This is a genomic window from Nocardioides sp. JCM 18999, from assembly GCF_055391175.1.
Genome location: NZ_AP043887.1, coordinates 3,194,293 through 3,218,058, shown reverse-complemented (window position 1 = coordinate 3,218,058; position 23,766 = coordinate 3,194,293). Strand labels below are relative to the sequence as shown.

Sequence of the window (23,766 nt, the reverse complement as noted above, 5' to 3'; positions counted from 1 at the left end):
CGGCGTGTATCGCCGCGCCCAGATCCTGCTCGCCGTCAATGCGATCGGCATGGGTCTCGCGGCACTCATCGTCTCCCAGGTCACGGGCAAGCCGCTGGTCGACCCCGAGGGCAGCTTCCTCGGCCCGACCTGGCTGCGGCTGCCGCTGCTGCTGACCGGGGCGCTCGCGCTCGACCTGGTGCCCCGGGCGCTGTGGTTCTCGAAGTTCCGACCCTCCGCGATGGGGCCGATCGTCCGGGCCCGGCTGCGCACCCACTGGAACCGCGACCGGCTCACCCTGGTCGCCGCCGGGATCGCGGCGTTCTACGTCATCTACGTCTCCTACCGGAACCTGAAGTCCGCGCTGCCGGCGCTGATCAGTGACCAGTACGACCACGAGCTGCACCTGATCGACCGGGCGCTCTTCTTCGGGCACGAGCCGGGCGCGGTGCTGCAGGACATCTTCGGCACCAGCGTGATGGCGTTCGTCTTCAGCTACGTCTACCTGTGGTTCCTGCCGCTGGTCCCGATCGCGGTGACCTGCTGGGTGGTGTGGTCGCGCAACCTGTCCTACGGCTACTGGTTCGTGACCTCGCAAGGCCTGGCCTGGACCTTCGGCACGATCTCGTACTACATGCTCCCGACCATCGGTCCCGGTCTGCAGTACCCGTTCGTCTACTCGCTGCTCTCGCACACCCCGACGACCGACCTGATGGACTCCCTGGTCAACGCCCGTCACACCGCGCTCTGGGACCAGCAGGCCAACGCCGCCCAGACCGTGGCCGGTTTCGCCTCGCTGCACGTGGCGATCACGCTGCTGGTCGCGCTCATGGTCCAGTACACGTTGGAGTGGCGCTGGGTGAAGATCGTCTTCTGGGTCAACTTCGGCTTCACCGTCTGCGCCACGCTCTACTTCGGCTGGCACTACGTCAGCGACGACGTCGCCGGGGTCCTGATCGCGCTGGCCTCGTTCTACTTCGGTGGGTTGGTCAGCAACCAGCAGTTCCGCCGCAAGGGCTGGGGTCGACGTGAGGCGCTCCGGATGCGCGAGGACCAGACGGTCAGCAGCGTCTGACCTGCGACTGACACCGGTCTGACACTCGTCTGCCATGGTTGGCCCCATGGATGAGGTCACCGCCGAGCTCCACACCCTCCTGGCAGGTCCGCACGCCGAGGTCCGTGCTCGCGTCCTCGACGGGCTGGCCCCCTACGCGGGCGTCCTGGCCGAGGCCGAGGAGCTCGACCTGGACGCCTTCCGCGACCGGGTCCGCGACGTCGTCGTCGAGCTGGCCGGCTCGGAGCTGACCGGTCTCGGCTTCCCCGAGCAGTACGGCGGCGGGGGAGACATCGGCGCCTCGATCGCCGCCTTCGAGACGGTCGCCCACGGCGACCTCTCGGTGCTGGTCAAGGTCGGGGTGCAGTTCGGCCTCTTCGGTGGCGCGATCCTCCACCTCGGCACGGAACGCCACCACGAGGCCTATCTCGCCGATCTCGTCGCGGGCCGACTGCTCGGCTGCTTCGCGATGACCGAGCACGGGCACGGCTCCAACGTCGCTGCCCTCGGCACCGTCGCCACGTTCGACCCCGCGACCGACGAGTTCGTGATCACCACCTCCGCCGAGGACGCCTTCAAGGACTACATCGGCAATGCCGCCCGGCACGCCGAGATGGCGGTCGTCTTCGCCCAGCTCGACGTCCCGGGCGAGGACGGTGAGGTGCAGCGCCAAGGCGTGCATGCCTTCGTGGCCCGGATCCGCGACGGTGGGCAGCTGGTGGCCGGCGTACGGATCGCCGACGACGGTCGCAAGATGGGCCTCAACGGGGTCGACAACGGCCGGATCTGGTTCGACGGTCTGAGGATCCCGCGGGAGAACCTGCTCAACCGGTTCGCCGACGTCAGCCCCGAGGGGGTCTACGCCAGCGAGATCGACTCGGTGAACAAGCGCTTCTTCACCATGCTCGGCACCCTCATCCAGGGCCGGGTCAGCGTCGGCGGCGCCGCCGTCACGACGAGCAAGGTCGCCCTGACCGTCGCCACCCGCTACGCCCTGCAGCGTCGGCAGTTCGAGGGCGGCGAGGATCCTGAGGCGCCCGAGGCCGAGACCCTGCTGCTCGACTACGGCCAGCACCAGCGCCGGTTGTTCCCCCTGATCGCCCGGACCTACGCGCTCACCTTCGCCCAGGAGGTGCTGGTCTCCCAGCTGCACGCCTCGTTCAGCGGCCTGGTGGCTCCGGAGGAGGCCGAGACGTTCCGACGCGAGCTGGAGTCACGCGCGGCCGGCACCAAGGCGTTCGCGACCTGGCACGCGACCCGGACGATCCAGGAGTGCCGCGAGGCCTGCGGCGGAGCCGGCTACCTGGCCGCCAACCGCTTCGCCGCGCTCAAGGCCGACACCGACGTCTTCACCACCTTCGAGGGCGACAACACCGTGCTGATGCAGCTGGTCGCGAAGGGCCTGCTGACCAGCTACTCCAGCGAGTTCTCCTCGATGGACCAGCTCGACCTGGTCCGCTTCGTCGCGGGGCAGGCCGTCGACACGGTGGTGGAGAAGGCGAGCGTGCACAAGCTGCTCGAGCGGGTCAGGGACCTCCTGCCCGGCGGGTCCGGCGACGACGTCGACGTCCGCGAGGACGACTACCACCTGGCGATGCTCCGTTTCCGCGAGGAGCACATGCTGGCGAGCGTCGCCCGGCGGCTCAAGGGCGGGATGGACCGCGGCACACCGCCCGGAGTGGTCTTCTCCCACGTCCAGGACCACGTCATCGCCCTCGGCCACGCCCACGTCGAACGACTGGTGCACGAGGCGTTCGTCGACCGGCTCGCGACCGTGCCTGAGGGGGAGACGCGTGACCTGCTGGTCCAGCTGGCCCACCTGCACGCGCTCACCACGATCGAGGCCGACCGGGCCTGGTGGATGGAGCACGGCCGGCTCACCGTGCAGCGCTCCAAGGCGATCACCGCGGAGATCAACGCGATCTGCCGGGAGCTGCGCCCCCACGCGCGTTCCTTGGTCGACGCCTTCGGCATCCCGGAGGCCTTCCTCCGCGCCGACGAGCTGATCTGACCGACCGCGGAGACCAGTGCGAGGATGCGTGGATGAGCTGGGGAGACGTCTGGGTCAACGCGGACAAGGTGCGACCCGGGATCGATGCCACCGGCCCCCGGGCGCCGTGGATCCCCGCCGGCGTCATCTCGTCGGAGGAGCGGGCGTTCGTCGAGGCTGCGCAGGCGCTCCGCAGGACCCGCGGCGCTCACGCCCGGGCGGTCGAGTTCGACCTCCAGGTCACCTCGTCCGCCGTGAGCAAGGAGCGCGCCGGCACGGGGAAGGCCGTGGTCGGCTTCGAGCCGGCCGGGTTGTGGCTCGCTGTCGACGTGACCCCAGCGGGGAGCCTCGCCGAGGAGGCCCGTTTCGTGGTGTTCACCCAGCGCGTGCACGTCGTCGACGGGGCACCGCGGGCCGGCGGGCGCGGCACGCCGGGCCGCTCGCAGGTGACCATCCGGCTGCGCGGTCGCGCGCGATCCAGGGAGTCTGCCTTGGAGTGGGGTCACCGGGCTCGGGACTGACCCTGGCCGCACGCGGGGTGCGGTTCCGATCGATGCCCGGAGATGCAGCACGGCGGGCGGGGCATCGCCCCGCCCGCCGTACGAACGTCCGTGTCAGTGACGGATCAGTGACCCGACTCGGCGAGGCGCTTGATCGACGCCTCGACCTCGGCCTCGGCCTCGGCGCGACCGACCCAGTCCGAACCCTTCACGGACTTGCCGGGCTCGAGGTCCTTGTAGCGCTCGAAGAAGTGCTTGATCTCGTTCAGGGTGAACTCGTCGATGTCACCCAGGTCCTGGAGGTGGTCGAAACGGGGGTCGGTCGGGACGCAGAGGACCTTCTCGTCCTGACCCTTCTCGTCCTCCATCACGTACATCGCGACCGGGCGGCACTCGACGATCACGCCGGGCACCAGGGGGAACGGGAGCAGGACGAGCGCGTCCAGCGGGTCGCCGTCGCCACCGAGGGTGTCCTCGATGTAGCCGTAGTCGGCCGGGTAGACCATCGAGGTGAAGAGCACGCGGTCGAGGCGGAGCTTGCCCGACTCGTGGTCGATCTCGTACTTGTTGCGCGAACCGCGGGGGACCTCGATGAGCACGTCGAACGTCACAGTCATGGCAGGTAGTGTCCCCGACGAACGTCCCGGATGCGAGTTCGGGTGCTCGGGGCGGCCGGTCCCCGGGAGACAGATCTGAGGAGTGGACCCGACGGTGAAGGTGCTGCGCTGGGTCGCTCCTGTGCTGACCCTCGCCCTCGTGGTGGCGGTCGGCGTCGCCGGGGCCCAGCTGGGCTGGGTCGACACCTGGCTGGGTGACGACACCGCCGAAAGTCCCGCGGCCAGTGCCGCTGCGGAGCCCTGGCAGGCCGCCGTACCCACGCCGGAGGCGTCCGCCACCACCGAGCCCGCGCCCGACCCCGCCGCCGTCCGGCAGGCCCTGGCCGGGCAGCTGCAGGCGGCGGACCTGGGTCCGCACGTGCTCGTCGAGGTCGCCGGGCTGACCGGGGACCCGCTCGTGCGCCGCGGGAAGGGCAGTGTCACCCCGGCGTCGACGACCAAGCTGCTCACCACCGCCGCGGCCCTGCACGTCCTCGGCCCGGAGGCGACCTTCGCCACCACCCTGACCGCCCCGGCGCCCGGCCAGCTGGTGCTCGTCGGCGGCGGCGACCCACTCCTCGCCACGGCACCGACTCGCTCCAGGACGCTGCCCCGCGCCGACCTCACCACGCTCGCCACCCAGGCGGCCGCGGCGCTCACTGCCGCCGGCACCACCACGGTCACCCTCGGGTACGACGACACCCTCTTCACCGGTCCGGCCACCAGTCCCACCTGGCCGGCGAGCTACGTCACCGAGGGGGTGGTCTCCCCGGTCAGCGCGCTGCGCGCCGACGCCGGCATCCTCGACGGAGGGGCGCGCGACCTGACCCCGTCCCTCTCGGCTGCGCGGACCGTCGCCGCGGTGCTGCGCCAGCACGGGATCACCGTCGCCGGGCGGGTCCGACCCGCCACCGCCGGCACCACCGAGGTCGCGTCGGTCCGCAGCGCCCCGCTGCGGGAGATCGTCCAGCACACCCTCGAGACCAGCGACAACGACGCGGCGGAGATGATCGGCCACCTGGTGGGTGCGCAGTCCGGCGAGGGCAGCTTCGACGGTGCCGCCCGCGCCGTCGAGCAGGCGCTGGCCGACCTCGGCGTCCCGCTGACCGGCGTCACCCTGTACGACGGCTCCGGGCTGTCCCGGGCCGACCGAGTCACCCCGGCAGCGCTCACCGCCGTGCTCCGGACCAGCGCCACCGACCCCGACCTGCAGGCGGTGAACTACGGACTGCCCGTCGCCGGGTTCAGCGGCTCGCTGACCGCTCGGTACACCGACGAGTCCGGTCGGGCCGGCGAAGGCACGGTGCGCGCCAAGACCGGGACCCTGACCGGGGTGTCCGGGCTGGCCGGCTTCGTCACCACCGCCGACGGGATCTCGCTGACCTACGTCGTGCTGGCCGACCAGGTGCCGGTGGTGCGGACGCTCGCGGCCCGGGGCTCCCTGGACGACGCGGCCGCGGCCCTGGCCGCCTGCACCTGCGCCGCCACTCCCACCGGGTAACCGGGCAGGGACTACGGTCAGGCCATGAGCACTTCGGGCGAGATGATCGACTGGGGCCTGGCCGTCGCTCTGGCCGGTCGCCTCACCAAGGACGGCCCGCAGGTCAGCCGCGCCGAGGCCGACGCAGCCGTCGCCGAGCTCCGGCTCGACGCCGCGCTCTCGGCCGACCTGGTCCGTGCCTTCACCGGCCTCGACGCCCCGTCGGGCACCGCACCGCTGCTCGTCGTGGACCGCAAGGGCTGGGTCCAGGCCAACGCCGACAGCTTCGCCACCCTGCTCACCCCGGTCGTCGAGCACCTCTCGGCCAAGCACCCGCCGGTCGGCCTCACCAAGACGGTCGGACGCAAGATCGCCGGAGCCGAGGTCGGTGGCCTGCTCGGCTACCTCTGCACCAAGGTGCTGGGCCAGTTCGACCCGTTCTACACCGGCACGGGACCGGACGACGTGGCCCAGGGGCGGCTGCTGCTGGTGGCGCCCAACATCGTCCACGTCGAACGTGAGCTCGGCGTCGACCCGACCGACTTCCGGCTCTGGGTCTGCCTGCACGAGGAGACCCACCGGGTCCAGTTCACCGCCAACCCCTGGCTCAGCGAGCACCTGATCGCCCAGGTCACCGAGCTGGCGAGCCTGACCGACGCCGGCACCGTGATCAGCGACCTGGCCGCCAAGGTCAGCGACCTGGTCAAGGGCGAGGGGCCGACCGGCAGCGTCGTCGACCTGATGACCAGCCCCGAGCAGCGCGCCATCCTCGACCGGGTGACCGCCGTGATGTCCCTCCTGGAGGGCCACGCCGACGTCGTGATGGACGGGGTCGGTCCGACCGTCATCCCGAGCGTCGCCACGATCCGGTCGAAGTTCACCCAGCGCCGCCAGGGGATCGGCAGCCTCGACCGGCTGCTGCGCCGGCTGCTCGGGATGGACGCCAAGATGGCGCAGTACCGCGACGGCGCGAAGTTCGTCCGCTACATCGTCGACGCGGTCGGGATGGAGCGGTTCAACACCATCTGGACCGGGCCCGAGACGCTGCCGACGCTGGCGGAGATCCACGATCCGGAGCAGTGGATCGCCCGCGTCCTGACCGACGCGACCCCCGCCCCGAGTGAGTAACCGGTGAGCCTGCACCCCTCCATCGCCGCGGTCCGACGAGGTGTCCGCCAGACGCTGTCCGAGACCGAGCCCGGGGACACCGTCGTGGTCGCCGTCAGCGGCGGCCCCGACTCGATGGCGCTGGCCAGCGCGGCCGTCTTCGAGGGCCACCGGCTCGGGCTGACCGTGATCGGAGCCACCGTCGACCACGGCCTCCAGCTCGACTCCGCGGAGGTCGCCGCCCTCACCGCCGAGCGGCTGCGGGGGATCGGGATCGACGAGACCGTCACGATCGCGGTGGAGGTGCGCGACCCGGACCGGCTCGGCCCGGAGTCCGCGGCCCGCCAGGCCCGCTACGCCGGCCTCGACCAGTACGCCGACCACGTCGGTGCCCGGCTCGTCCTGCTCGGCCACACCCGCGACGACCAGGCCGAGACCGTGCTGCTGGGGCTGGCCCGCGGCAGCGGTCCGCGCAGCCTCGCGGGGATGCGGCGGGCCTTCGAGCGCTACCGCCGCCCCCTGCTCGACGTGGCCCGCGACGACACCGTGACGGCCTGCCAGGTCGAGGGGATCGACGTCTGGCACGACCCGCACAACCACGACCCCGGGTACGCCCGGGTCAGGGTGCGGCGTCAGGTGCTGCCCGTGCTCGAGGAGCAGCTCGGTCCCGGGATCGCGGCCACGCTGGCCCGGACCGCGGACCAGGTCCGGGACGACGTCGAGCTGCTCGACGCCGTGGCCGACGACCAGTGGGAGTCCTGCGGGGGGCGGCTCGAGGTCGCCGTACTCGACGGGCTGCCGCGCGCCCTGCGGACCCGGCTGCTGCGCCGCGGCGCTCTCGAGGCCGGCGCGTTGGCCGCCGAGCTGACCTTCGACCACGTCCGGGCGCTGGAGGAGCTGGTCATCGCCTGGCGCGGCCAGCGCTGGATCGACCTGCCCGGCCCGGTCCGTGCCGAGCGGGTCGACGGGGTCGTGATCTTCGTTCCCGCATGAGCGGCGGCGCAGTCTCCTAGGCTGCGTGCCGTGACGCGGTGGGAGAAGGGCTGGCTGATCGCGCTGGTGCTCCTCGCCGGCGCTGTCGTGACGATCCTGCTCGAGATCTGGCTGTGGCACCGGCTCGCCTCCTTGATCTCCTTCGTGGGGGTCTATCTGCTGATCGAGCGGATCTGGTCGCGCCCGGGCCCCGGCGGACGCCCTGAGGACCTGTCTCCCGCAGACACCGCTCCGCTGTCGGGCGGCCTGGGGGCCAGCAAGGCGATGGTCACCCCGTGGGCGACCAAGCACGACCCCTCGGCCGAGCGTTGATCTTCGTTCCCAGCTAGCCCTACTCCGCAGTAACCTGGCCGAATGACCGTCACCAGCTCGACCGCTGTCCCGATGGAGCTCACCGCGCAGGTGCAGGCCGACCTCGATGCCGACGTCGCCGCCCTCACCGCCGGTGCGGAGCACTGGGCAGGGCTGAGCCAGCGCGACCGGGCGGCCCTGATGCGCCGGACCCACGCGACGATCGCCGCCGAGGACCGGGCGTGGGCCGAGGCCGCCGTCGCCGCGAAGTCCACCCCCGCGGCCCTCGCCGGTGAGGAGTGGTTCAGCGGCCCCTACGTGACGATGACCGGGTTCGCCGGCGTCGCGCACAGCCTCGAGCGACTCGCGGCCGGCGGCTCACCGCTGGACGGGCTGCGCACCGGCACCGCCCCCGGCGCTCGGACCACGGTCAAGGTGCTGCCGGGCAACGCCCAGGAGTGGATGCTGCTCAACGGCTTCAGCGCCGACGTCTGGCTCGAGCCCGGGATCACCCCCGAGCAGGCCACGCGTGAGGCCGGGCTCGGGGCCCGCGAGGTCGGCGTCAACGGGGGCGTCGGCGTCGTCCTCGGTGCCGGCAACATCTCCGGGATCGGGCCGCTCGACGTGCTCTACGAGCTGGTCGCGTTCAACCGGGTCAGCATCCTCAAGCTCAATCCGACCTTCGCCACCCTCAAGCCCGTGCTCGACCGGGCGCTGGCCCCGCTGATCGAGGCGGACCTGCTCCGGATCGTCAACGGCGCCGCTGCCGTCGGTGGCTACCTCACCGGTCACGCGGACGTGCACCACGTCCACATCACCGGCAGCGCGGTCACGCACGATGCGATCGTGTGGGGCGTCGGGGACGAGGCGACCGCGCGTCGCGCCGCCGAGGACCCGAAGCTGACCAAGGAGATCACCTCGGAGCTCGGTGGCGTCTCGCCGATCATCGTCATCCCCGGGAAGTGGTCGAAGCGCGACCTGCGCTACCAGGCGGAGCACGTCGTCACCCAGCGGCTGCACAACGCGGGGCACAACTGCATCGCCGGTCAGACCCTGATCCTCAGCGCCGACTGGGACCAGCGGGAGGCCTTCCTCGCCGAGATCCGCCGGGTGCTCGACACCCTGCCGGCCCGCGCTCCCTGGTACCCGGGCAGCGACGCCAAGCTCGACCTCGCCCGCTCGGCCTACCCCGACGCCGAGGTGCACGGCGCTCAGGGGGATCGCCTGCTGATCGAGGTCGGCCCCGGCACCTCCCAGGAGTTCTTCACCACCGAGTACTTCGGCCCCGTCCTGGGTCACACCACCGTGCCCGGCCTCGGCGCAGGGTTCCTGCGGGCCGCGGTCGACTTCGCCAACACCAGCCTGGACGGGACCCTCGGCGCCTCGATCATCGTCCGGCCCCGCGACCGCAAGAAGATGGGACTCGCGTTCGACCAGACCCTGGTCGACCTGCGCTACGGCACCATCGGCATCAACGCCTGGAGCGCGATGGGCTTCCTGCTCCACGGCGCTCCGTGGGGTGCCTTCCCGGGCAACACCCTGGAGTCGGCCGGCAGCGGCATCGGCGTGGTGCACAACTCGCACCTGCTCGCCCACACGGAGCGCACCGTCGTGACCGGACCGTTCCGGCCGTTCCCACGCTCGGTGCTGCACGGGGAGAACTCGATGTCGCCCAAGGCACCTTGGTTCGTCACCGCCCGCACGGGCGCCACGACGGGTCAGCTGATGTCGGCGTACGCGGCGAAGCCGGGCTGGGGTCGGATCCCGGCGATCGTGCTCTCGGCCTTCCGGGGCTGAGGGTGGCGGGGACGCGATTGATCACCACCTGGGCGGCGCGGTTAGGCTCGTCCTGTGGACGCTGAGCACGTCAAGGACGACCTGTCGGGAATTCTCTTCACCGAGGCGCAGATCCAAGCGCGACTGGGGGAGATGGCCGAGCGGATCGAGGCCGACTACGCCGGCAAGGACCTCCTCATCGTGGGTGTCCTGCGCGGTGCGACCTGGGTGATCGCCGACCTGACCCGGTCGATCAACGGTCACGTCGAGATCGACTGGATGGCGGTCTCCTCCTACGGGTCCGGCACCAAGAGCTCCGGCGTGGTCCGGATCCTCAAGGACCTCGACACCGACGTCCACGGTCGGCACGTGCTGATCGTGGACGAGATCATCGACACCGGACTCACCCTGTCCTGGCTCGTCGCCAACCTCTCCAGCCGCGGCCCGGCCTCGATCGAGATCGCCACGCTGCTGCGCAAGCCCGACGCTCAGGCGATGCCCGTCGACGTGAAGTACGTCGGCTGGGACATCCCCAACGAGTTCGTCGTGGGCTACGGTCTCGACTATCGCGAGCGCTACCGGAACCTGCGCGATATCGGGACTCTCGCCCCTCACGTGTACTCGTAGGGGACAATCGTCCTGTTCGGTTCGTTGAACCCGTGACGGTGGTCGGCCGGCCATCGCCTGTTGAGTTGAAGAGAAGCCTGTGAAGCGTTTCACCACGAGCCCCTGGCTCTGGATCACCATCGCCGTCATCGGCGTCCTCGTGGGTCTGAATTTCATCGTGCCCAAGAGCGGCGGCGACGAGATCCCGACCTCCCAGATGATCAAGTACATCAATGCGGGCCAGGTCGACACGATCACGTTCATCGACGGAGACCAGCAGATCAAGGCCACCCTGGACAAGGGCACCCGGGACAAGGGTGACAAGGTCACGACGCACTGGGTCGACGGTGGCCAGCAGGCCATCCTGTCCGACGCCCAGGAGCAGTTCGACAAGGGCACGATCGAGAGCTTCAACTCCGAGATCGCCAAGCCGAGCCTGCTCGGGTCGATCATCAGCTTCCTGCTGCCGTTCGTGCTGATCGTGGTGCTCTTCCTGTTCCTGATGAACTCCGTCCAGGGCGGCGGTGGACGTGGCGTCATGCAGTTCGCCAAGTCCAAGGCGAAGCTGATCACCAAGGACATGCCGAAGACGACGTTCGCCGACGTCGCCGGCTCCGACGAGGCGGTCGAGGAGCTCCAGGAGATCAAGGAGTTCCTCGCCGAGCCTGCGAAGTTCCAGGCGGTCGGCGCCAAGATCCCCAAGGGCGTGCTGCTCTACGGCCAGCCCGGTACCGGTAAGACCCTGCTCGCCCGCGCCGTCGCCGGTGAGGCGGGCGTCCCGTTCTTCTCGATCTCCGGTTCGGACTTCGTCGAGATGTTCGTCGGTGTCGGTGCCTCCCGGGTGCGTGACCTGTTCGAGCAGGCGAAGGAGAACGCTCCGGCGATCGTCTTCATCGACGAGATCGACGCCGTCGGTCGGCACCGTGGTGCCGGCATGGGTGGCGGTCACGACGAGCGCGAGCAGACCCTCAACCAGCTCCTCGTCGAGATGGACGGCTTCGACGTGCGCGGCGGGGTCATCCTCATCGCGGCCACGAACCGGCCCGACGTGCTCGACCCGGCGCTGCTGCGTCCCGGCCGTTTCGACCGCCAGATCCAGGTGGACGCCCCCGACCTCGCCGGCCGGGAGAAGATCCTCTCGGTGCACTCCCGCGGCAAGCCGCTGGCGCCCGACGTCAACCTCACCACCGTGGCCCGCCGGACGCCCGGCTTCACCGGTGCGGACCTGGCCAACGTGCTCAACGAGGCGGCGCTGCTCACCGCTCGCGCCGACGAGAAGCTGATCACCAACGCCCACATGGACGAGGCGATCGACCGCGTCATCGCCGGCCCGCAGCGTCGTACCCGCCTGATGAGCGAGCAGGAGAAGCTCATCACCGCGTACCACGAGGGTGGCCACGCGCTGGTCGCCGCGGCGATGCCGCACAACGACCCGGTGCAGAAGGTCACGATCCTGCCGCGCGGTCGCGCGCTGGGCTACACGATGGTGATGCCCGACGAGGACAAGTACTCCCAGACCCGCTCGGAGATGCTCGACAAGCTCGCGCACATGCTCGGCGGCCGCGCTGCCGAGGAGCTGATCTTCCACGACCCGACCACGGGTGCGGGCAACGACATCGAGAAGGCGACCAACCTCGCCCGCGCGATGGTGACCCAGTACGGCATGACCGAGCGGCTCGGGGCGATCAAGCTCGGCTCCGCCAACGGTGAGCCGTTCCTCGGTCGCGACATGGGTCACTCCCGTGACTACTCCGAGGAGATCGCCGGGATCGTCGACGAGGAGGTCAAGAAGCTCCTCACCACGGCGCACCAGGAGGCCTTCGACGTCCTCGCCGAGAACCGCGACGTGCTCGACGCGCTGGTGCTCGAGCTGCTCGAGAAGGAGACGCTCGGCAAGGAGGAGATCGCCCAGATCTTCGAGCCGCTGCGTCGCCGTCCGCTGCGCCCGGCCTGGACCGGTTCCCCGACCCGGGTGCCGTCCGACGTGCCCGCGATCGAGATCCCGGAGTGGATCCGTGAGCGTGACCTCGCCGCGATGGAGGCCGCTCAGGCTCGCGTGGGTGGCACCGGCCAGGGTGGCGACATCAGCGACGTGCCCGTCGGAGCGCCCGGTTCGGGCAACAACGGCATCACGCCGCCGCTTCCCCCGACCGGGAACGACGGCGCCTGACCGTGGCCGAGTTCGATCAAGCCCGGGCCGAGGCCGCGATCCGGGAGCTGCTCATCGCGATCGGGGAGGACCCGAGTCGTGAGGGCCTGCTCGACACCCCCGCACGTGTGGCTCGGGCCTACGCCGAGGTGACCCAGGGACTCCACCAGCGGGCCGACGAGGTGCTCACCACGACCTTCGACATCGGTCACGACGAGCTGGTGCTGATCCGTGACATCGAGTTCTGGTCGCTGTGCGAGCACCACCTCGTCCCGTTCAGCGGGGTCGCGCACGTCGGGTACATCCCGACCTCTGACGGTCGGGTCACCGGGCTGTCGAAGCTCGCCCGGCTCGTCGACGTCTACGCCAAGCGCCCGCAGGTGCAGGAGCGGCTGACCAGCCAGATCGCCGACTCCCTGATGGAGATCCTCTCCCCGCAGGGCGTGATCGTGGTGATGGAGGCCGAGCACCTCTGCATGACGATGCGCGGGGTGAAGAAGGCCGGCGCACGCACCATCACCTCCGCCGTGCGCGGCACGATGCGCAGCAACGCGACCACCCGCGCCGAGGCGATGGGGCTGATCAACGCCCGAGCCTGACGCGCGCAGAGTGTCACCGTGACACTTCGCGTCGTTGGTGACACCCGCGAAATGACACCGACCGCGCAAGGTGTCTCGGTGACACTTTGCGCGGTCGGCGGGTGACTCAGTAGCGGAACGTCCGCAGCAGTGCGTCCAGTTCCGTGGCCAGGGTGGCCAGGGAGACGGCGGCCTGGGCGGTGCCGTCGGCGCCGGACCGGGTCGCGGCCGCGGACCGGGCCGCCTCGAGAGCGTCCGTGGCGATCCCGGTGCTGCCGTTGGCCGCCTCGGTGACCGAGCGGGAGATCTCGTTGGTCGTGGCGGTCTGCTCCTCGACGGCCGCGGCGATCGTGCCCTGGGTCTCGTGGATGTTGTTGATCACGTGACCGATCTCGGTGATCGCGGTCGCCGCTCCGGAGCTGTCGTGCTGGATCGCCTCGACCAGCCGACCGATCTCCTCGGTCGCCTTCGCGGTGCCGGCCGCCAGGTCCTTGACCTCGTTGGCGACCACGGCGAAGCCCTTGCCCGCCTCACCGGCACGGGCGGCCTCGATGGTGGCGTTGAGCGCGAGCAGGTTGGTCTGGGAGGCGATGGTGCTGATCACCTTCACCACCTGACCGATCTCGGTGGAGGACACCCCCAGGGCCCGGACGGCGTCGGTCGCCGTGCGCGCCTGGCTCACTGCGGTCGACGCGACCGCCGAGGCCGAGGTCGCGTTGCGGGCGATCTCCCGGATGCTGGCGCTCATCTGCTCGGTCGCCGAGGCGACGGACTGGACGTTGGAGGAGACCTGCTCCGAGGCGGCCGAGACGCTGCCGACCCGGCTCGCCGCGTCCTCGGCGCTGGTGCCCATGTCCTTGCTCACCGCGGTGAGCTCCTCGGCCGCCGAGGCGACCGACGTGGCGGTCTGACCGATCTGGGTCATGCTCGCCCGGATCGAGGCGACCAGCTCGCGGATCGAGGAGGCCATCTGGTCGACCGCCTCGACCTCGCTGACCAGGTCGAGCTCCTGGGTGAGGTCGCCGGCGGCGACGCCGGCCAGGTAGCGGGTGAGGATCTCCACCTCGGCAGCCACGGCGGCCGCTCGCTCGGCGGCCTCACGGTTGCGCTCGGCCTCGGCCGCGGCCTCGGCGCGCTCACGCTCCTGCTCCTCGGCGAGACGGGCGCGCTCGCGCTCGTCGGCCTCCGCCTGGGCCAGCGCACGCTCCCGCTCGCGCTCCAGCTCGGCCTCGGCGGCAGCCGCCTCCGCGTCGCGTCGCTCGCGCTCCCGCTCGGCCTCGGCCTCGGCGGCCTGGCGCTCGAGCTCGGCCCGCTCCTCGACGGCACGCTGCTCCTGCTCGGCGCGGGCGACCCGCTCGGCCTCGGCGGTCCGCGCCGCCTCGTCGCCGGCGTCGAGCGCGTCGATCACCTGGTCGAGAGCGACCGCGATCTCCCCGATCTCGTCGTCGGCGCGGTGCTGGACCCGCACGCTGCGGTCCCCGGCGGCGATCGCGCGCAGCGAGGTGACGACCTCCTGCAGCGGGCCGGCGATGGCCCGCATCATCCGCCAGCCGGCGAACAGCATGACGAGCAGACCGATCAGGCTCACCACCAGGGTCAGGGTGCGCAACGAGTCGACCGCGGCCGCGATGCCGTCGAGACCGTTGTCGACCAGGGAGTCGACGTAGTCGTCGGCCGCGTTGAACGTGCTCGTGATCGCGGTGCCCTCCTTGCCGGTGTCGGTCTCGGCCGCGATCGCGAACATCTGGTCGGGGTTCTCCTTGGACGCGACCTCGTCGAGCTCGTCCAGGTGCTGGTGGAACGCCTTGGTCTGCGTGATCAGCGAGTTCAGGAAGACCTTCGTCTTCGCGTCCGGGCCGAACGTCAGCGCCGCCTCGTACTTCTCGATCGCCGCCTTGTAGTGCTCCTCGGCCTCCTTGCGGAAGTCGTCCTCGTCACCCTTGACGTCGTTGATCGTCGCCTGGATGAAGGCGGTCGTGGAGATCCGCTGGTTGAGGAACTCCTCGTAGCCGGCGTTGAGCTTGCTGGAGATGTCGGCGTCGTCCCGGTTGGACGAGGTGAACCCGCGGACCTCGCCCGACTTCGCCATCCCGACGAGCATGACGATCACCATGATCGCGAGGCTGGCGCCGATCAGCAGCCACAGCCGGCGGGTGATCGTCAGCCGGAACCGACGGTGCTTCACCCCCGACGGAGGGACGTCGGCGGGCGCCGCCGCACGGTGCGAACCCTGTCGGGGCGCAGGCACGTGCGTGGGTTCGACAGTGGTCTCGGGTGGGGTCAGTAGCGAGGTCACGACCGCCGCAATCGGCACCGGAGTGCCATATCTGAACGGGCACGGATGTGATGTTCCCGGTACTCCTCAGTAGCCTCGACCCATGACCGGTCGCCCGCTGTTGATGGGGATCGTCAACGTCACCCCGGACTCCTTCAGCGACGGCGGTCGCTTCCTCCAGACCGACGCCGCGATCGAGCGCGGACGGGACCTGCTGCGCCAGGGCGCCGACATCCTCGACATCGGCGGCGAGTCCACCCGACCGGGCGCCACCCGTCCGCTGGTGACTGAGGAGCTCGGCCGAGTCGTCCCCGTGATCAGCGAACTCGCCGCCGAGGGCGCCCGGATCTCGGTCGACACGATGAGGTCCGAGGTCGCTGCCGCGGCGATCACCGCCGGCGCCCAGCTGGTCAACGACGTCTCCGGCGGCCTCGCCGACCCGCGGATCCTGGCCGTGACGGCCGACTCCGAGGCGAGCTACATCTGCATGCACTGGCGTGCCCATGCCGCCGACATGCAGGACCAGACCTACACGACGTACGACGGCGGGGTCGTCGCCGGCGTCGCCCGAGAGCTCGAGCAACGACTGGACGCCGCCCGCGCCGCCGGGATCGACGGCGACCGGCTGATCGCCGATCCGGGTCTGGGCTTCTCCAAGACGACGGAGCAGAACTGGGAGCTGCTGCGGGCCGTCGGACCGGGCGGGGCGTTCGACCCGGCCGCCCTCGGCGTCCCCGTCCTGGTCGGAGCCAGCCGCAAGGGCTTCCTCGGGCAGCTGCTCGCCGCCGACGACGGTCAGCCGCGTCCGGTCGCCGAGCGGGAGGCGGCCCACACCGCGGTGGTGGCGCTGCTCGCCTCCCGTGGCGTGTGGGGTCTGCGGGTGCACGACGTCCGGGCCGCGCACGACGCCCTCCTCGCGGCCGAGAAGTTCCACCGGATCTGACGTGGACGGGGTCCACCAGGGATGATGGGGCCCATGACTGTGCCGCTCGACGAGATCGCCGTCACGGGCATCGAGTGCTTCGCGCACCACGGTGTCTTCGAGTTCGAGCGTCGTCAGGGTCAGGTGTTCCTGATCGACCTCGTGCTCGCCCTGGACACCCGGACGGCGGCGGCGACGGACGACTTGCGCGAGACCGTGCACTACGGAACGCTCGTGGACAACGTGAAGGCCGCTGTTGAGCGGGATCCGGTGGATCTCATCGAGACCTTGGCTCAGCGGATTGCCGATGTCGTTCTTTTGGAACGGCGTGTTGAATGGGTGCGGGTGACCGTACACAAGCCCGATGCCCCGATCGAGGCGACGTTCTCCGACGTCACCTTGACCATCACTCGAGCCAATGGAGGCCCTGACCGTGAGTGATTCTCCGAATCCTTTCGTGATCGACACCGACACCCTGACGGGTGAGATGAAGCCGATCCGGCGCGCGGTGATCGCCCTCGGCTCCAACCTCGGCGACCGCGAGGCCAACCTGCAGGGCGCCGTCGCCCAGCTCGCCGACACCCCCGACGTCTGGATCACCGGCGTCTCCCCGGTCTACGAGACCGAACCTGTGGACTCCCCCGACGGCTCGGGCCTGTACCTCAACGCGGTCGTGCTGATCGACACCACGCTCTCCGCCAAGGTGCTGCTCGACCGTGCGATGGCGATCGAGGAGGCCTTCGACCGGCAGCGCACCCCCGGCATGCTCAACGAGCCGCGCACGATCGACGTCGACCTGATCATCGTCGGCGACAAGGTGGCCGACGAGCCCGAGCTGAGCCTGCCGCACCCGCGCGCGGGGCAGCGCCCCTTCGTGCTCAAGCCGTGGCACGACCTCGAGCCCGATGGCGTGATTCCCGGAGTCGGCGCGATCGCGGAGCTCCTCGCCGGCCTCGACGGCGGCGGGCTGGTCCTCACCGACATCACCCTCGCCGACGATTGAGCCGGACCCCGCCCGCCCCTGAGCGTCTCCGGCCGCTGCCCGGAGGGCTGCTGGCCGCCGCCTTCATCGGCGCGCTGATCCTCGGCTGGATCACCCGGCGGGTGACGGAGTCCGTGTTCGACCACGCCCCGGTCGTGACGTGGGCGCAGCCGGCACTCTTCTTCGTCATCGCCGCGATCCTCGGCTACGTCGCCTGGGCGACGTACCGGACGGTGCAGGTCCAGCGGATCCGGATCGAACCCGAGCGAGCGGTCAACCGGCTCGTCCTGGCACGCGCCTGCGCGATCGTGGGCGCCCTGGTGGCCGGCTTCTACCTGGGGTACGCGGTGAGCTGGCTCGGCGTCGACACCGATCTGGCCCAGCAGCGGGTGGTGCGCTCGCTGTTCGCGGCCGTCGGTGGCGGTGCGATCGTCGGTGCGGCTCTCGTGCTCGAGTGGGCGTGTCGCGTCAAGGACGACGAGGGAGCGACTTAGTCTCGGAAGCATGTCTTCCCCATCCGTCACAAAGGCCACACGCGTCACAGCGACGCGGAGCCGCCGGCGGTCGCGCAGCACGCGCGGCTCGCTCGCGGTCGGCCTGGTGGTGCTGGCTGCGCTGACCGTCGTCGGCGCAGTCCTCAGCGGTTCGCCCCTGGCGATCACCGTTGCTGCCGTCGGTGCCGTGCTCCTCGGCGCCGTCGCCTCCCGGATCGTCCATCTCGATCTCCTCGACGCCCGCGTCGAGGCGGCCCGTGATCGCGCCGAGCTCGCACAGAGCTACGTCGCCCTCACCGACGAGCGGATCGCCGACCACACCGCGCACACCGCGCGGTTGACCGCCCGACTGGAATCCCAGGCCCGGGAGATCTCGACCCACCGTCAGGTCGTCGACGACCTGGAGGGCGCGCTCACCGCCGCCCACCAGCGCGCCGCCGACGCGATGAAGCAGCGCGCCGAAGCGGTCCGCGCCGCCGATTCCTGGCTCGGCGCCGCCGAGACCCGGCTCGAGGAGGCCGAGGCACGCGCGGCCGAGGCGATCCTGCGTGTGCACGAGCTGGAGCTCGAGCTCGACGCCGCCCACGCGATGCTCACCCACACCTCGACCCAGACGGAGTCCGCGGTTCGCCGGAGCGCGTGATCTGAGCGATTCGGCTGTGGGTCTCGTCACATCGGCGACGGGTTCACTTGGCCGTCACCGAGGCGTACCGTCGGCGACGGACACAACGTCCGGCACCCTTACCGGCCCCATTCGGGGTGGGCGGCGGGGCTGGAACGAAAGGTGAACGTAGATGAGCAACGCTGCTCTCTCCGCGCGCGCGAGCGTGGGGGCCATCGGCGCTGGACGCGTCGGTGCTGTGGTGACCGCGGCCCTGAGCCGTGCGGGCCGTCCGGTCGCTGCCGTCGCCGGTGAGTCCGACGCCTCCCGCGCCCGGATCGCCGACCTGCTCCCCGGCGCCACCATCGCCAAGCCGACCGCGGTCGCCAAGGCCGCCGACATCATCCTGCTGACCGTCCCCGACGACATGCTGGCCAACGTCGTCACCACCCTGGTCGGCGCCGGCGCGATCCGCTCCGGCCAGATCGTCGTGCACACCTCCGGGCGTCACGGCCTGGCCGTCCTCGCCCCCGCCCGTGCGGTCGGGGCGCGCACCATCGCGCTGCACCCGGCGATGACCTTCACCGGCACCGAGGTCGACATCGAGCGCCTCGCCGGCTGCGTCTTCGGTCTCACCGCCGAACCGGCCGACCGCGAGATCGCCGAAGCCCTGGTCGCCGACCTCGGCGGCCGCCCGATGTGGGTTCCGGAGGAGATGCGGACGCTGTACCACGCCGGTCTGGCCCACGGCGCCAACCACCTCGTCACCCTGGTCACCGAGGCGATCGAGATCCTCTCCGCCGCCGGCGCCAGCGACCCGGCCGGCACGCTGCGGCCGCTGCTGACCGCTGCCCTCGACAACGCGCTCGCCCACGGCGACGCCGCGCTCACCGGCCCGATCGTGCGCGGCGACGTGGGCACCGTCGTGGCCCACCTCGAGGACATCCGGGCCAACGCGCCGCAGACCCTGTCGTCGTACGTCGCCCTGGCCCGTGCCACCGTCGGCCGCGCTGTCGCCGACGGGCGCCTCGTCCCGATCCGGGCGCTCAAGATCAGCCAGCTGCTCGACGCCGCCCAGTTCGGTCTGCCGCTGCCGACGCCCGAGAACGCCGAGTCCGCCGACCTGTGAGCGTTCGCCTCGTCTCCACCCGTGCCGAGCTCGCCGCCGCGCTCGCCCCGGCCCGCGCCGCCGGACGCCGGATCGGGTTCGTGCCCACCATGGGAGCGCTGCACGACGGCCACGCCAGCCTGATGCTGACCGCGCGCGAGCACCTCGATGCCGCCGATCCGGTGGTCGTGTCGATCTTTGTGAACCCGCTCCAGTTCGGTGCCGGTGAGGATCTCGACCGCTATCCGCGCACGCTGGAGGCCGACCTCGAGCTCTGTGCCGCCCACGGCGTCGACGTCGTGTTCGCGCCGGCCGTCGACGAGGTCTACCCCGGGGGCTTCACAGCCGAGGCGAACGCCGCGATGACCACGGTCGAGCCGGGTGCCCTGGTCGCCGACATCCTCGACGGGGCCTCACGCCCCGGACACTTCCGCGGGGTGCTGACCGTGGTCGCCAAGCTGTTCGGGCTGGTCCGCCCGGACCTCGCGGTCTTCGGGCAGAAGGACTACCAGCAGCTGGCGCTGATCACCCGGATGGCCTCCGACCTGTGCCTCGGCATCGAGATCATCGGCGCTGAGACCGTCCGCGAGCCCGACGGACTCGCCCTGTCGAGCCGCAACCGCTACCTCTCGGCCGCCGAGCGTGAGACCGCCCTGGTGCTCAGCCGGTCGCTGCGGGCCGCTCAGACCGCTGCCGCCGGCGGTCCCGCCGCTGCCGAGGCCGCCGCCGTCGCGGTCCTGGCCGCCGAGCCCGGGATCGAACTGGACTACCTCGCCGTCCGGGGCGCCGACCTCGGCGCGCTGGAGGAGGTCGTCGCGGCCGGCACCGCGGGTCGCGTGCTGGTCGCAGCGCGGGTCGGCAGCACCCGGCTGATCGACAACCTGCCGCTCACCTTCTGATGCGGGCCGAGGGATAGGGTGCCGAAGTGACCGAGTTCCGTCTTCCGGGCAAGCTCCGTGCGCCCGTGGCGGGATGGACGGCACGCGCCGACGTCGTCATCGTCGGCAGCGGCATCGCCGGCCTGACCGCCGCGCTGCGTCTGCGGGGGACCGTCGACACCATCGCCGTGGTGACCAAGGACGTGCTCTCGGCCGGCTCCACGCAGTGGGCCCAGGGCGGGATCGCCGCGGCGCTCGGGGAGGGCGACACCCCCGAGCAGCACGAGATCGACACCCTGATCGCCGGTGCCGGGGCGTGTGACCTCGACGCCGTCCGGGCGCTGGTCACCGAGGGCCCCGCCGCCGTGCACGAGCTGATCAGCTGGGGCACCAACTTCGACCTCGACGAGGACGGATCGCTGGCGCTCGGTCGCGAGGGCGGTCACCTCCGCCACCGGATCGCGCACGCCAACGGCGACGCCACCGGTGCCGAGATCCAGCGAGCGCTGATCGAGGCCGTCCGGGCAGCCCCCGAGATCCACGTCTTCGAGCACGCGATGGTGGTCGACCTCGTGCCCGCCGCCGACGGCGGCGTGGCCGGCCTGAGCCTGCACGTGGTCGGCGAGGGCGTCGACGACGGTGTCGGCCTGGTGCTGGCCCGCGCCGTGGTGCTCGCCTCCGGCGGCCTGGGTCAGGTCTTCTCCCAGACCACCAACCCCGCGGTGAGCACCGCCGACGGTATGGCGGCCGCGCTCCGCGCCGGGGCCCGGCTGCGCGACCTCGAGTTCGTCCAGTTCCACCCGACCGTGATGTACCTCGGACCCGACTCCCGGGGGCAGCAGCCCCTGATCAGCGAGGCGGTCCGTGGCGAGGGCGCGTTCCTGGTCGACGGCCAGGGCAACCGCCTGATGGAGGGCGTCCACCCCCTGGGTGACCTCGCCCCGCGCGACGTGGTCAGCAAGGCGATCATGAAGCGGATGCTCGAGACCGGTGAGCCGAACATGTGGCTCGACGGTCGGCACCTCGGCAAGGCCGAGTGGGAGCGCCGCTTCCCGACCATCCTCGCCTCCTGCCGCTCGCACGGGGTCGACCCGCTCACCGACCTGATCCCGGTCGCCCCTGCCTGCCACTACGCCAGCGGCGGCGTCGCCACCGACCTGTGGGGCCGCACCTCGGTCCCCGGCCTCTACGCCACCGGCGAGGTCGCCTGCTCCGGGGTGCACGGCGCCAACCGGCTCGCCTCGAACTCGCTCCTGGAAGGGCTGGTCTTCAGTCGCCGGATCGCCGACGTGCTGCCCGGCGAGCTGCGCTCCTGGTCCGAGCCCGGCCACGACCCGCGTCGCGTGGGTCTGGTCGGAGCCGACGTACGCCGGCGGATGCAGGAGACGATGTCGGCCCGCGCCGGCGTGCTCCGCAACGCGGCCGGACTCATCGAGGCTGGCGTCGACCTCGACGACCTGACCTGGGACGCCGCCGAGGTCAACCAGGCGGCCTGGGAGAACACCAACCTGCTCACCATCGCGCGCGTCCTGACCGCGGCCGCCGGCGCCCGTGAGGAGACTCGCGGCTCGCACTGGCGCGAGGACTTCCCGGAACGCAACGACCCGGTCTGGTCCGGCCACTTCGACGCCCTGCCCACCTTCGTCGACGGAGACCTGACCGTCGAGCTCGCCTTCACCCCCGCACCTGCAACGGATCCGGCATGAACCTGCACCCCATCCCCGACGACCTGCGCGCCGAGATCACCGCGGCCGGCCTGGACGTCGACGCCCTGATCGCCTTCGTCGACCGCGCCCTGGCCGAGGACCTGCCCGGACCCGACGCCGTGGACGTCACCTCGGCCGCCACCATCTCGCCGGGCGCGCGGGCGCGGGGCGGCTTCGGTGCGCGTCACGCCGGGGTGGTCTCGGGGCTCCTGGTCGCCGAGCTCACCTTCCGCCGGGTGCTCGGCCCGGACGTCACCGTCTCCGGCCGCGCCGCGGAGGGGACCCGGGTGCTGCCGGGCGAGGTCGTGATGGAGGTCGAGGGCCCCACCCGCGGTCTGCTCACCGCCGAGCGCACCGCGCTCAACTTCGCCAGCCACCTCTCGGGCGTCTCCACCGCGACCTGGCACTGGGTCCAGGCCCTGAGTGGCACCGGCGCCCGGGTGCTGGACACCCGCAAGACCCTGCCCGGGTTCCGTGAGCTCCAGAAGTACGCCGTCCGGGTCGCCGGCGGGGTCAACCACCGGTTCGCGCTCAACGACATGGCGCTGGTCAAGGACAACCACGTCATCGCCGCCGGCGGCGTGGTTCCGGCCTACCTGGCCATCACGCGTGACTACCCGGACCTGCCGATCGAGGTCGAGGTCACCACCTTGGGCGAGCTCGAGGCGCTGCTCGAGGTGGGCTGCGAGCGGATCATGCTCGACAACATGTCGAGCGCCGAGATGGCCGAGGCCGTCCGGATCACCGCCGGTCGGGCCGTGCTCGAGGCCTCGGGCGGGCTCACCCTCGAGCGAGCCCGCGAGGTCGCCCTCACCGGGGTCGACTTCATCTCGGTCGGTGCGCTGACCCACTCGGTGACCGTCTTCGACCTCGGCTTCGACCTCCAGGACCTGTGACGCCATGCCGCTGCTCGCCGTCGACATCGGGAACGCCCACACCGCGTGCGGACTGATCGAGAACGGTGAGGTCGCGGCGCACTGGCGGGTCTCGACCGACGAGCGGCGCACCAGCGACGAATGGGCGGTCACGCTGCGGGGACTTCTCGGAGATCACCTCGAAACGGTGAGCGGAATATCGGTCTGCTCCACCGTTCCGGTCGTTCTCTCCGAATGGAGGGAGATGATCAACCGGCATTTCTCCGACATTCCCCACGTCATTGTCGAACCCGGTGTGCGCAGCGGCGTGGCGATCCAGATGGACAATCCGCGCGAGGTCGGCACCGACCGGATCTGTAATGCACTCGCGGCCTCCACCCGGTACGGCGGGCCGTGCATCGTCGTCGATTTCTCCGGCACGGCGACCACCTTCGACGTGGTGAATTCGGCCGGCGCGTATATCGGTGGCGCGATCGCACCGGGAATCGAGTTGGCGCTGGCCGGACTCGGTCAGCGGAATGCACAGCTGCGCGAGGTCGAGCTCACCCGACCGCGGCACGTGATCGCGAAGAACACCGTCGAGGCGCTCCAGTCGGGCCTGCTCTTCGGCATCGCGGCGCAGGTCGAGGGAATGGTGGCCCGGATGGTGGCGGAATTGGGTGTCGAGAATTCCGAGGTCGATGTGATTGCGACCGGCCACCTCGCGCCGTTGGTCGTGGACGCGATGTCCGATTCCGGCGTCTTCACCGATCATGCACCCTGGCTGACACTTCAAGGACTCGAATTGGTCTTCCTTCGCAATTCTTGAGCCGTGTGACATTCTGGA

23 protein-coding genes are annotated in these 23,766 nt (G+C 71.0%); 21 read left to right on the top strand and 2 right to left on the bottom strand.

The annotated features are described in order from the left end of the window. Positions 1-4: 4 nt before the first annotated feature. Genes ACZ5J1_RS15965 through ACZ5J1_RS15955 form a run of 3 tightly spaced genes read left to right on the top strand, consistent with a single transcriptional unit; the run spans position 5 to position 3,544 of the window. Positions 5-1,054 (top strand): phosphatase PAP2 family protein, encoded by a 1,050-nt coding sequence (locus tag ACZ5J1_RS15965; RefSeq protein ID WP_464560520.1) that lies wholly within the window; start codon positions 5-7, stop codon positions 1,052-1,054. A 46-nt stretch (positions 1,055-1,100) separates the two neighbouring features. Next, positions 1,101-3,044 carry an acyl-CoA dehydrogenase family protein gene (locus ACZ5J1_RS15960; protein ID WP_464560519.1) on the top strand — a complete coding sequence of 648 codons (1,944 nt, stop codon included), beginning with the start codon at positions 1,101-1,103 and terminating at the stop codon, positions 3,042-3,044. A 32-nt stretch (positions 3,045-3,076) separates the two neighbouring features. Then, positions 3,077-3,544 (top strand): hypothetical protein, encoded by a 468-nt coding sequence (locus ACZ5J1_RS15955; protein ID WP_464560518.1) that lies wholly within the window; start codon positions 3,077-3,079, stop codon positions 3,542-3,544. A gap of 104 nt (positions 3,545-3,648) precedes the next feature. Here the strand turns inward: ACZ5J1_RS15955 and ACZ5J1_RS15950 are convergent, their stop codons facing one another. After that, complete coding sequence (locus tag ACZ5J1_RS15950; RefSeq protein WP_464560517.1) at positions 3,649-4,140, bottom strand: inorganic diphosphatase; 492 nt, start codon at positions 4,138-4,140, stop codon at positions 3,649-3,651. 82 nt (positions 4,141-4,222) lie between these two features. Here ACZ5J1_RS15950 and dacB point away from each other — a divergent pair, with 82 nt between their 5' ends. The 8 genes from dacB (at position 4,223) to folE (ending at position 13,120) form a co-directional block, all read left to right on the top strand. Continuing rightward, entirely contained in the window at positions 4,223-5,620 is a 1,398-nt protein-coding gene (dacB, locus tag ACZ5J1_RS15945; protein ID WP_464560516.1) for a D-alanyl-D-alanine carboxypeptidase/D-alanyl-D-alanine endopeptidase, read from the top strand. Positions 5,621-5,644: 24 nt separating this feature from the next. Further along, positions 5,645-6,727, top strand: coding sequence for a zinc-dependent metalloprotease (locus ACZ5J1_RS15940; protein WP_464560515.1), 1,083 nt, complete (start codon positions 5,645-5,647; stop codon positions 6,725-6,727). A gap of 3 nt (positions 6,728-6,730) precedes the next feature. Further along, positions 6,731-7,699, top strand: coding sequence for a tRNA lysidine(34) synthetase TilS (tilS, locus tag ACZ5J1_RS15935; RefSeq protein ID WP_464560514.1), 969 nt, complete (start codon positions 6,731-6,733; stop codon positions 7,697-7,699). Between the two features lie 30 nt (positions 7,700-7,729). Next, positions 7,730-8,011 (top strand): hypothetical protein, encoded by a 282-nt coding sequence (locus ACZ5J1_RS15930; RefSeq protein WP_464560513.1) that lies wholly within the window; start codon positions 7,730-7,732, stop codon positions 8,009-8,011. Positions 8,012-8,053: 42 nt separating this feature from the next. Next, positions 8,054-9,787 (top strand): aldehyde dehydrogenase family protein, encoded by a 1,734-nt coding sequence (locus tag ACZ5J1_RS15925; RefSeq protein ID WP_464560512.1) that lies wholly within the window; start codon positions 8,054-8,056, stop codon positions 9,785-9,787. A gap of 54 nt (positions 9,788-9,841) precedes the next feature. Beyond that, positions 9,842-10,393 (top strand): hypoxanthine phosphoribosyltransferase, encoded by a 552-nt coding sequence (gene hpt / locus ACZ5J1_RS15920; RefSeq protein ID WP_464560511.1) that lies wholly within the window; start codon positions 9,842-9,844, stop codon positions 10,391-10,393. Positions 10,394-10,472: 79 nt separating this feature from the next. After that, complete coding sequence (ftsH, locus tag ACZ5J1_RS15915; protein ID WP_464560510.1) at positions 10,473-12,542, top strand: ATP-dependent zinc metalloprotease FtsH; 2,070 nt, start codon at positions 10,473-10,475, stop codon at positions 12,540-12,542. Positions 12,543-12,544: 2 nt separating this feature from the next. Beyond that, the gene (folE, locus tag ACZ5J1_RS15910; RefSeq protein WP_464560509.1) at positions 12,545-13,120 is read left to right on the top strand and encodes a GTP cyclohydrolase I FolE; all 576 of its coding nucleotides are present in this window, start codon (positions 12,545-12,547) and stop codon (positions 13,118-13,120) included. A 106-nt stretch (positions 13,121-13,226) separates the two neighbouring features. Here the strand turns inward: folE and ACZ5J1_RS15905 are convergent, their stop codons facing one another. Beyond that, complete coding sequence (locus tag ACZ5J1_RS15905) at positions 13,227-15,347, bottom strand: methyl-accepting chemotaxis protein (RefSeq protein WP_464560508.1); 2,121 nt, start codon at positions 15,345-15,347, stop codon at positions 13,227-13,229. A 130-nt stretch (positions 15,348-15,477) separates the two neighbouring features. On the opposite strand from ACZ5J1_RS15905, the gene folP reads away from it, so the two are divergent. From folP to ACZ5J1_RS15855, 10 genes are all read left to right on the top strand, one after another. Further along, the gene (gene folP / locus ACZ5J1_RS15900) at positions 15,478-16,317 is read left to right on the top strand and encodes a dihydropteroate synthase (protein ID WP_464560507.1); all 840 of its coding nucleotides are present in this window, start codon (positions 15,478-15,480) and stop codon (positions 16,315-16,317) included. Between the two features lie 33 nt (positions 16,318-16,350). Continuing rightward, positions 16,351-16,737 (top strand): dihydroneopterin aldolase, encoded by a 387-nt coding sequence (gene folB, locus ACZ5J1_RS15895; RefSeq protein WP_464560506.1) that lies wholly within the window; start codon positions 16,351-16,353, stop codon positions 16,735-16,737. A 16-nt stretch (positions 16,738-16,753) separates the two neighbouring features. Beyond that, positions 16,754-17,299, top strand: a complete 546-nt coding sequence (folK, locus tag ACZ5J1_RS15890; protein WP_464560505.1) for a 2-amino-4-hydroxy-6-hydroxymethyldihydropteridine diphosphokinase — start codon at positions 16,754-16,756, stop codon at positions 17,297-17,299. Further along, positions 17,296-17,772 carry a DUF3180 domain-containing protein gene (locus tag ACZ5J1_RS15885; RefSeq protein ID WP_464560504.1) on the top strand — a complete coding sequence of 159 codons (477 nt, stop codon included), beginning with the start codon at positions 17,296-17,298 and terminating at the stop codon, positions 17,770-17,772. The genes folK and ACZ5J1_RS15885 overlap by 4 nt, the downstream gene beginning before the upstream one ends. A gap of 10 nt (positions 17,773-17,782) precedes the next feature. After that, on the top strand, positions 17,783-18,415 hold the full coding sequence (locus ACZ5J1_RS15880) for a hypothetical protein (RefSeq protein WP_464560503.1): 633 nt from the start codon (positions 17,783-17,785) through the stop codon (positions 18,413-18,415). A gap of 151 nt (positions 18,416-18,566) precedes the next feature. Then, positions 18,567-19,502 (top strand): Rossmann-like and DUF2520 domain-containing protein, encoded by a 936-nt coding sequence (locus ACZ5J1_RS15875; protein ID WP_464560502.1) that lies wholly within the window; start codon positions 18,567-18,569, stop codon positions 19,500-19,502. Continuing rightward, positions 19,499-20,380, top strand: coding sequence for a pantoate--beta-alanine ligase (gene panC, locus ACZ5J1_RS15870; RefSeq protein ID WP_464560501.1), 882 nt, complete (start codon positions 19,499-19,501; stop codon positions 20,378-20,380). Before ACZ5J1_RS15875 ends, panC begins: the two co-directional genes overlap by 4 nt. A gap of 26 nt (positions 20,381-20,406) precedes the next feature. Continuing rightward, positions 20,407-22,065, top strand: a complete 1,659-nt coding sequence (locus ACZ5J1_RS15865; RefSeq protein ID WP_464560500.1) for an L-aspartate oxidase — start codon at positions 20,407-20,409, stop codon at positions 22,063-22,065. Further along, positions 22,062-22,961: a carboxylating nicotinate-nucleotide diphosphorylase gene (gene nadC / locus ACZ5J1_RS15860; RefSeq protein ID WP_464560499.1), complete on the top strand. Its 900-nt coding sequence runs from the start codon at positions 22,062-22,064 to the stop codon at positions 22,959-22,961. Before ACZ5J1_RS15865 ends, nadC begins: the two co-directional genes overlap by 4 nt. A gap of 4 nt (positions 22,962-22,965) precedes the next feature. Next, positions 22,966-23,748 (top strand): type III pantothenate kinase, encoded by a 783-nt coding sequence (locus tag ACZ5J1_RS15855; protein WP_464560498.1) that lies wholly within the window; start codon positions 22,966-22,968, stop codon positions 23,746-23,748. The last annotated feature ends 18 nt before the right edge of the window (positions 23,749-23,766 follow it).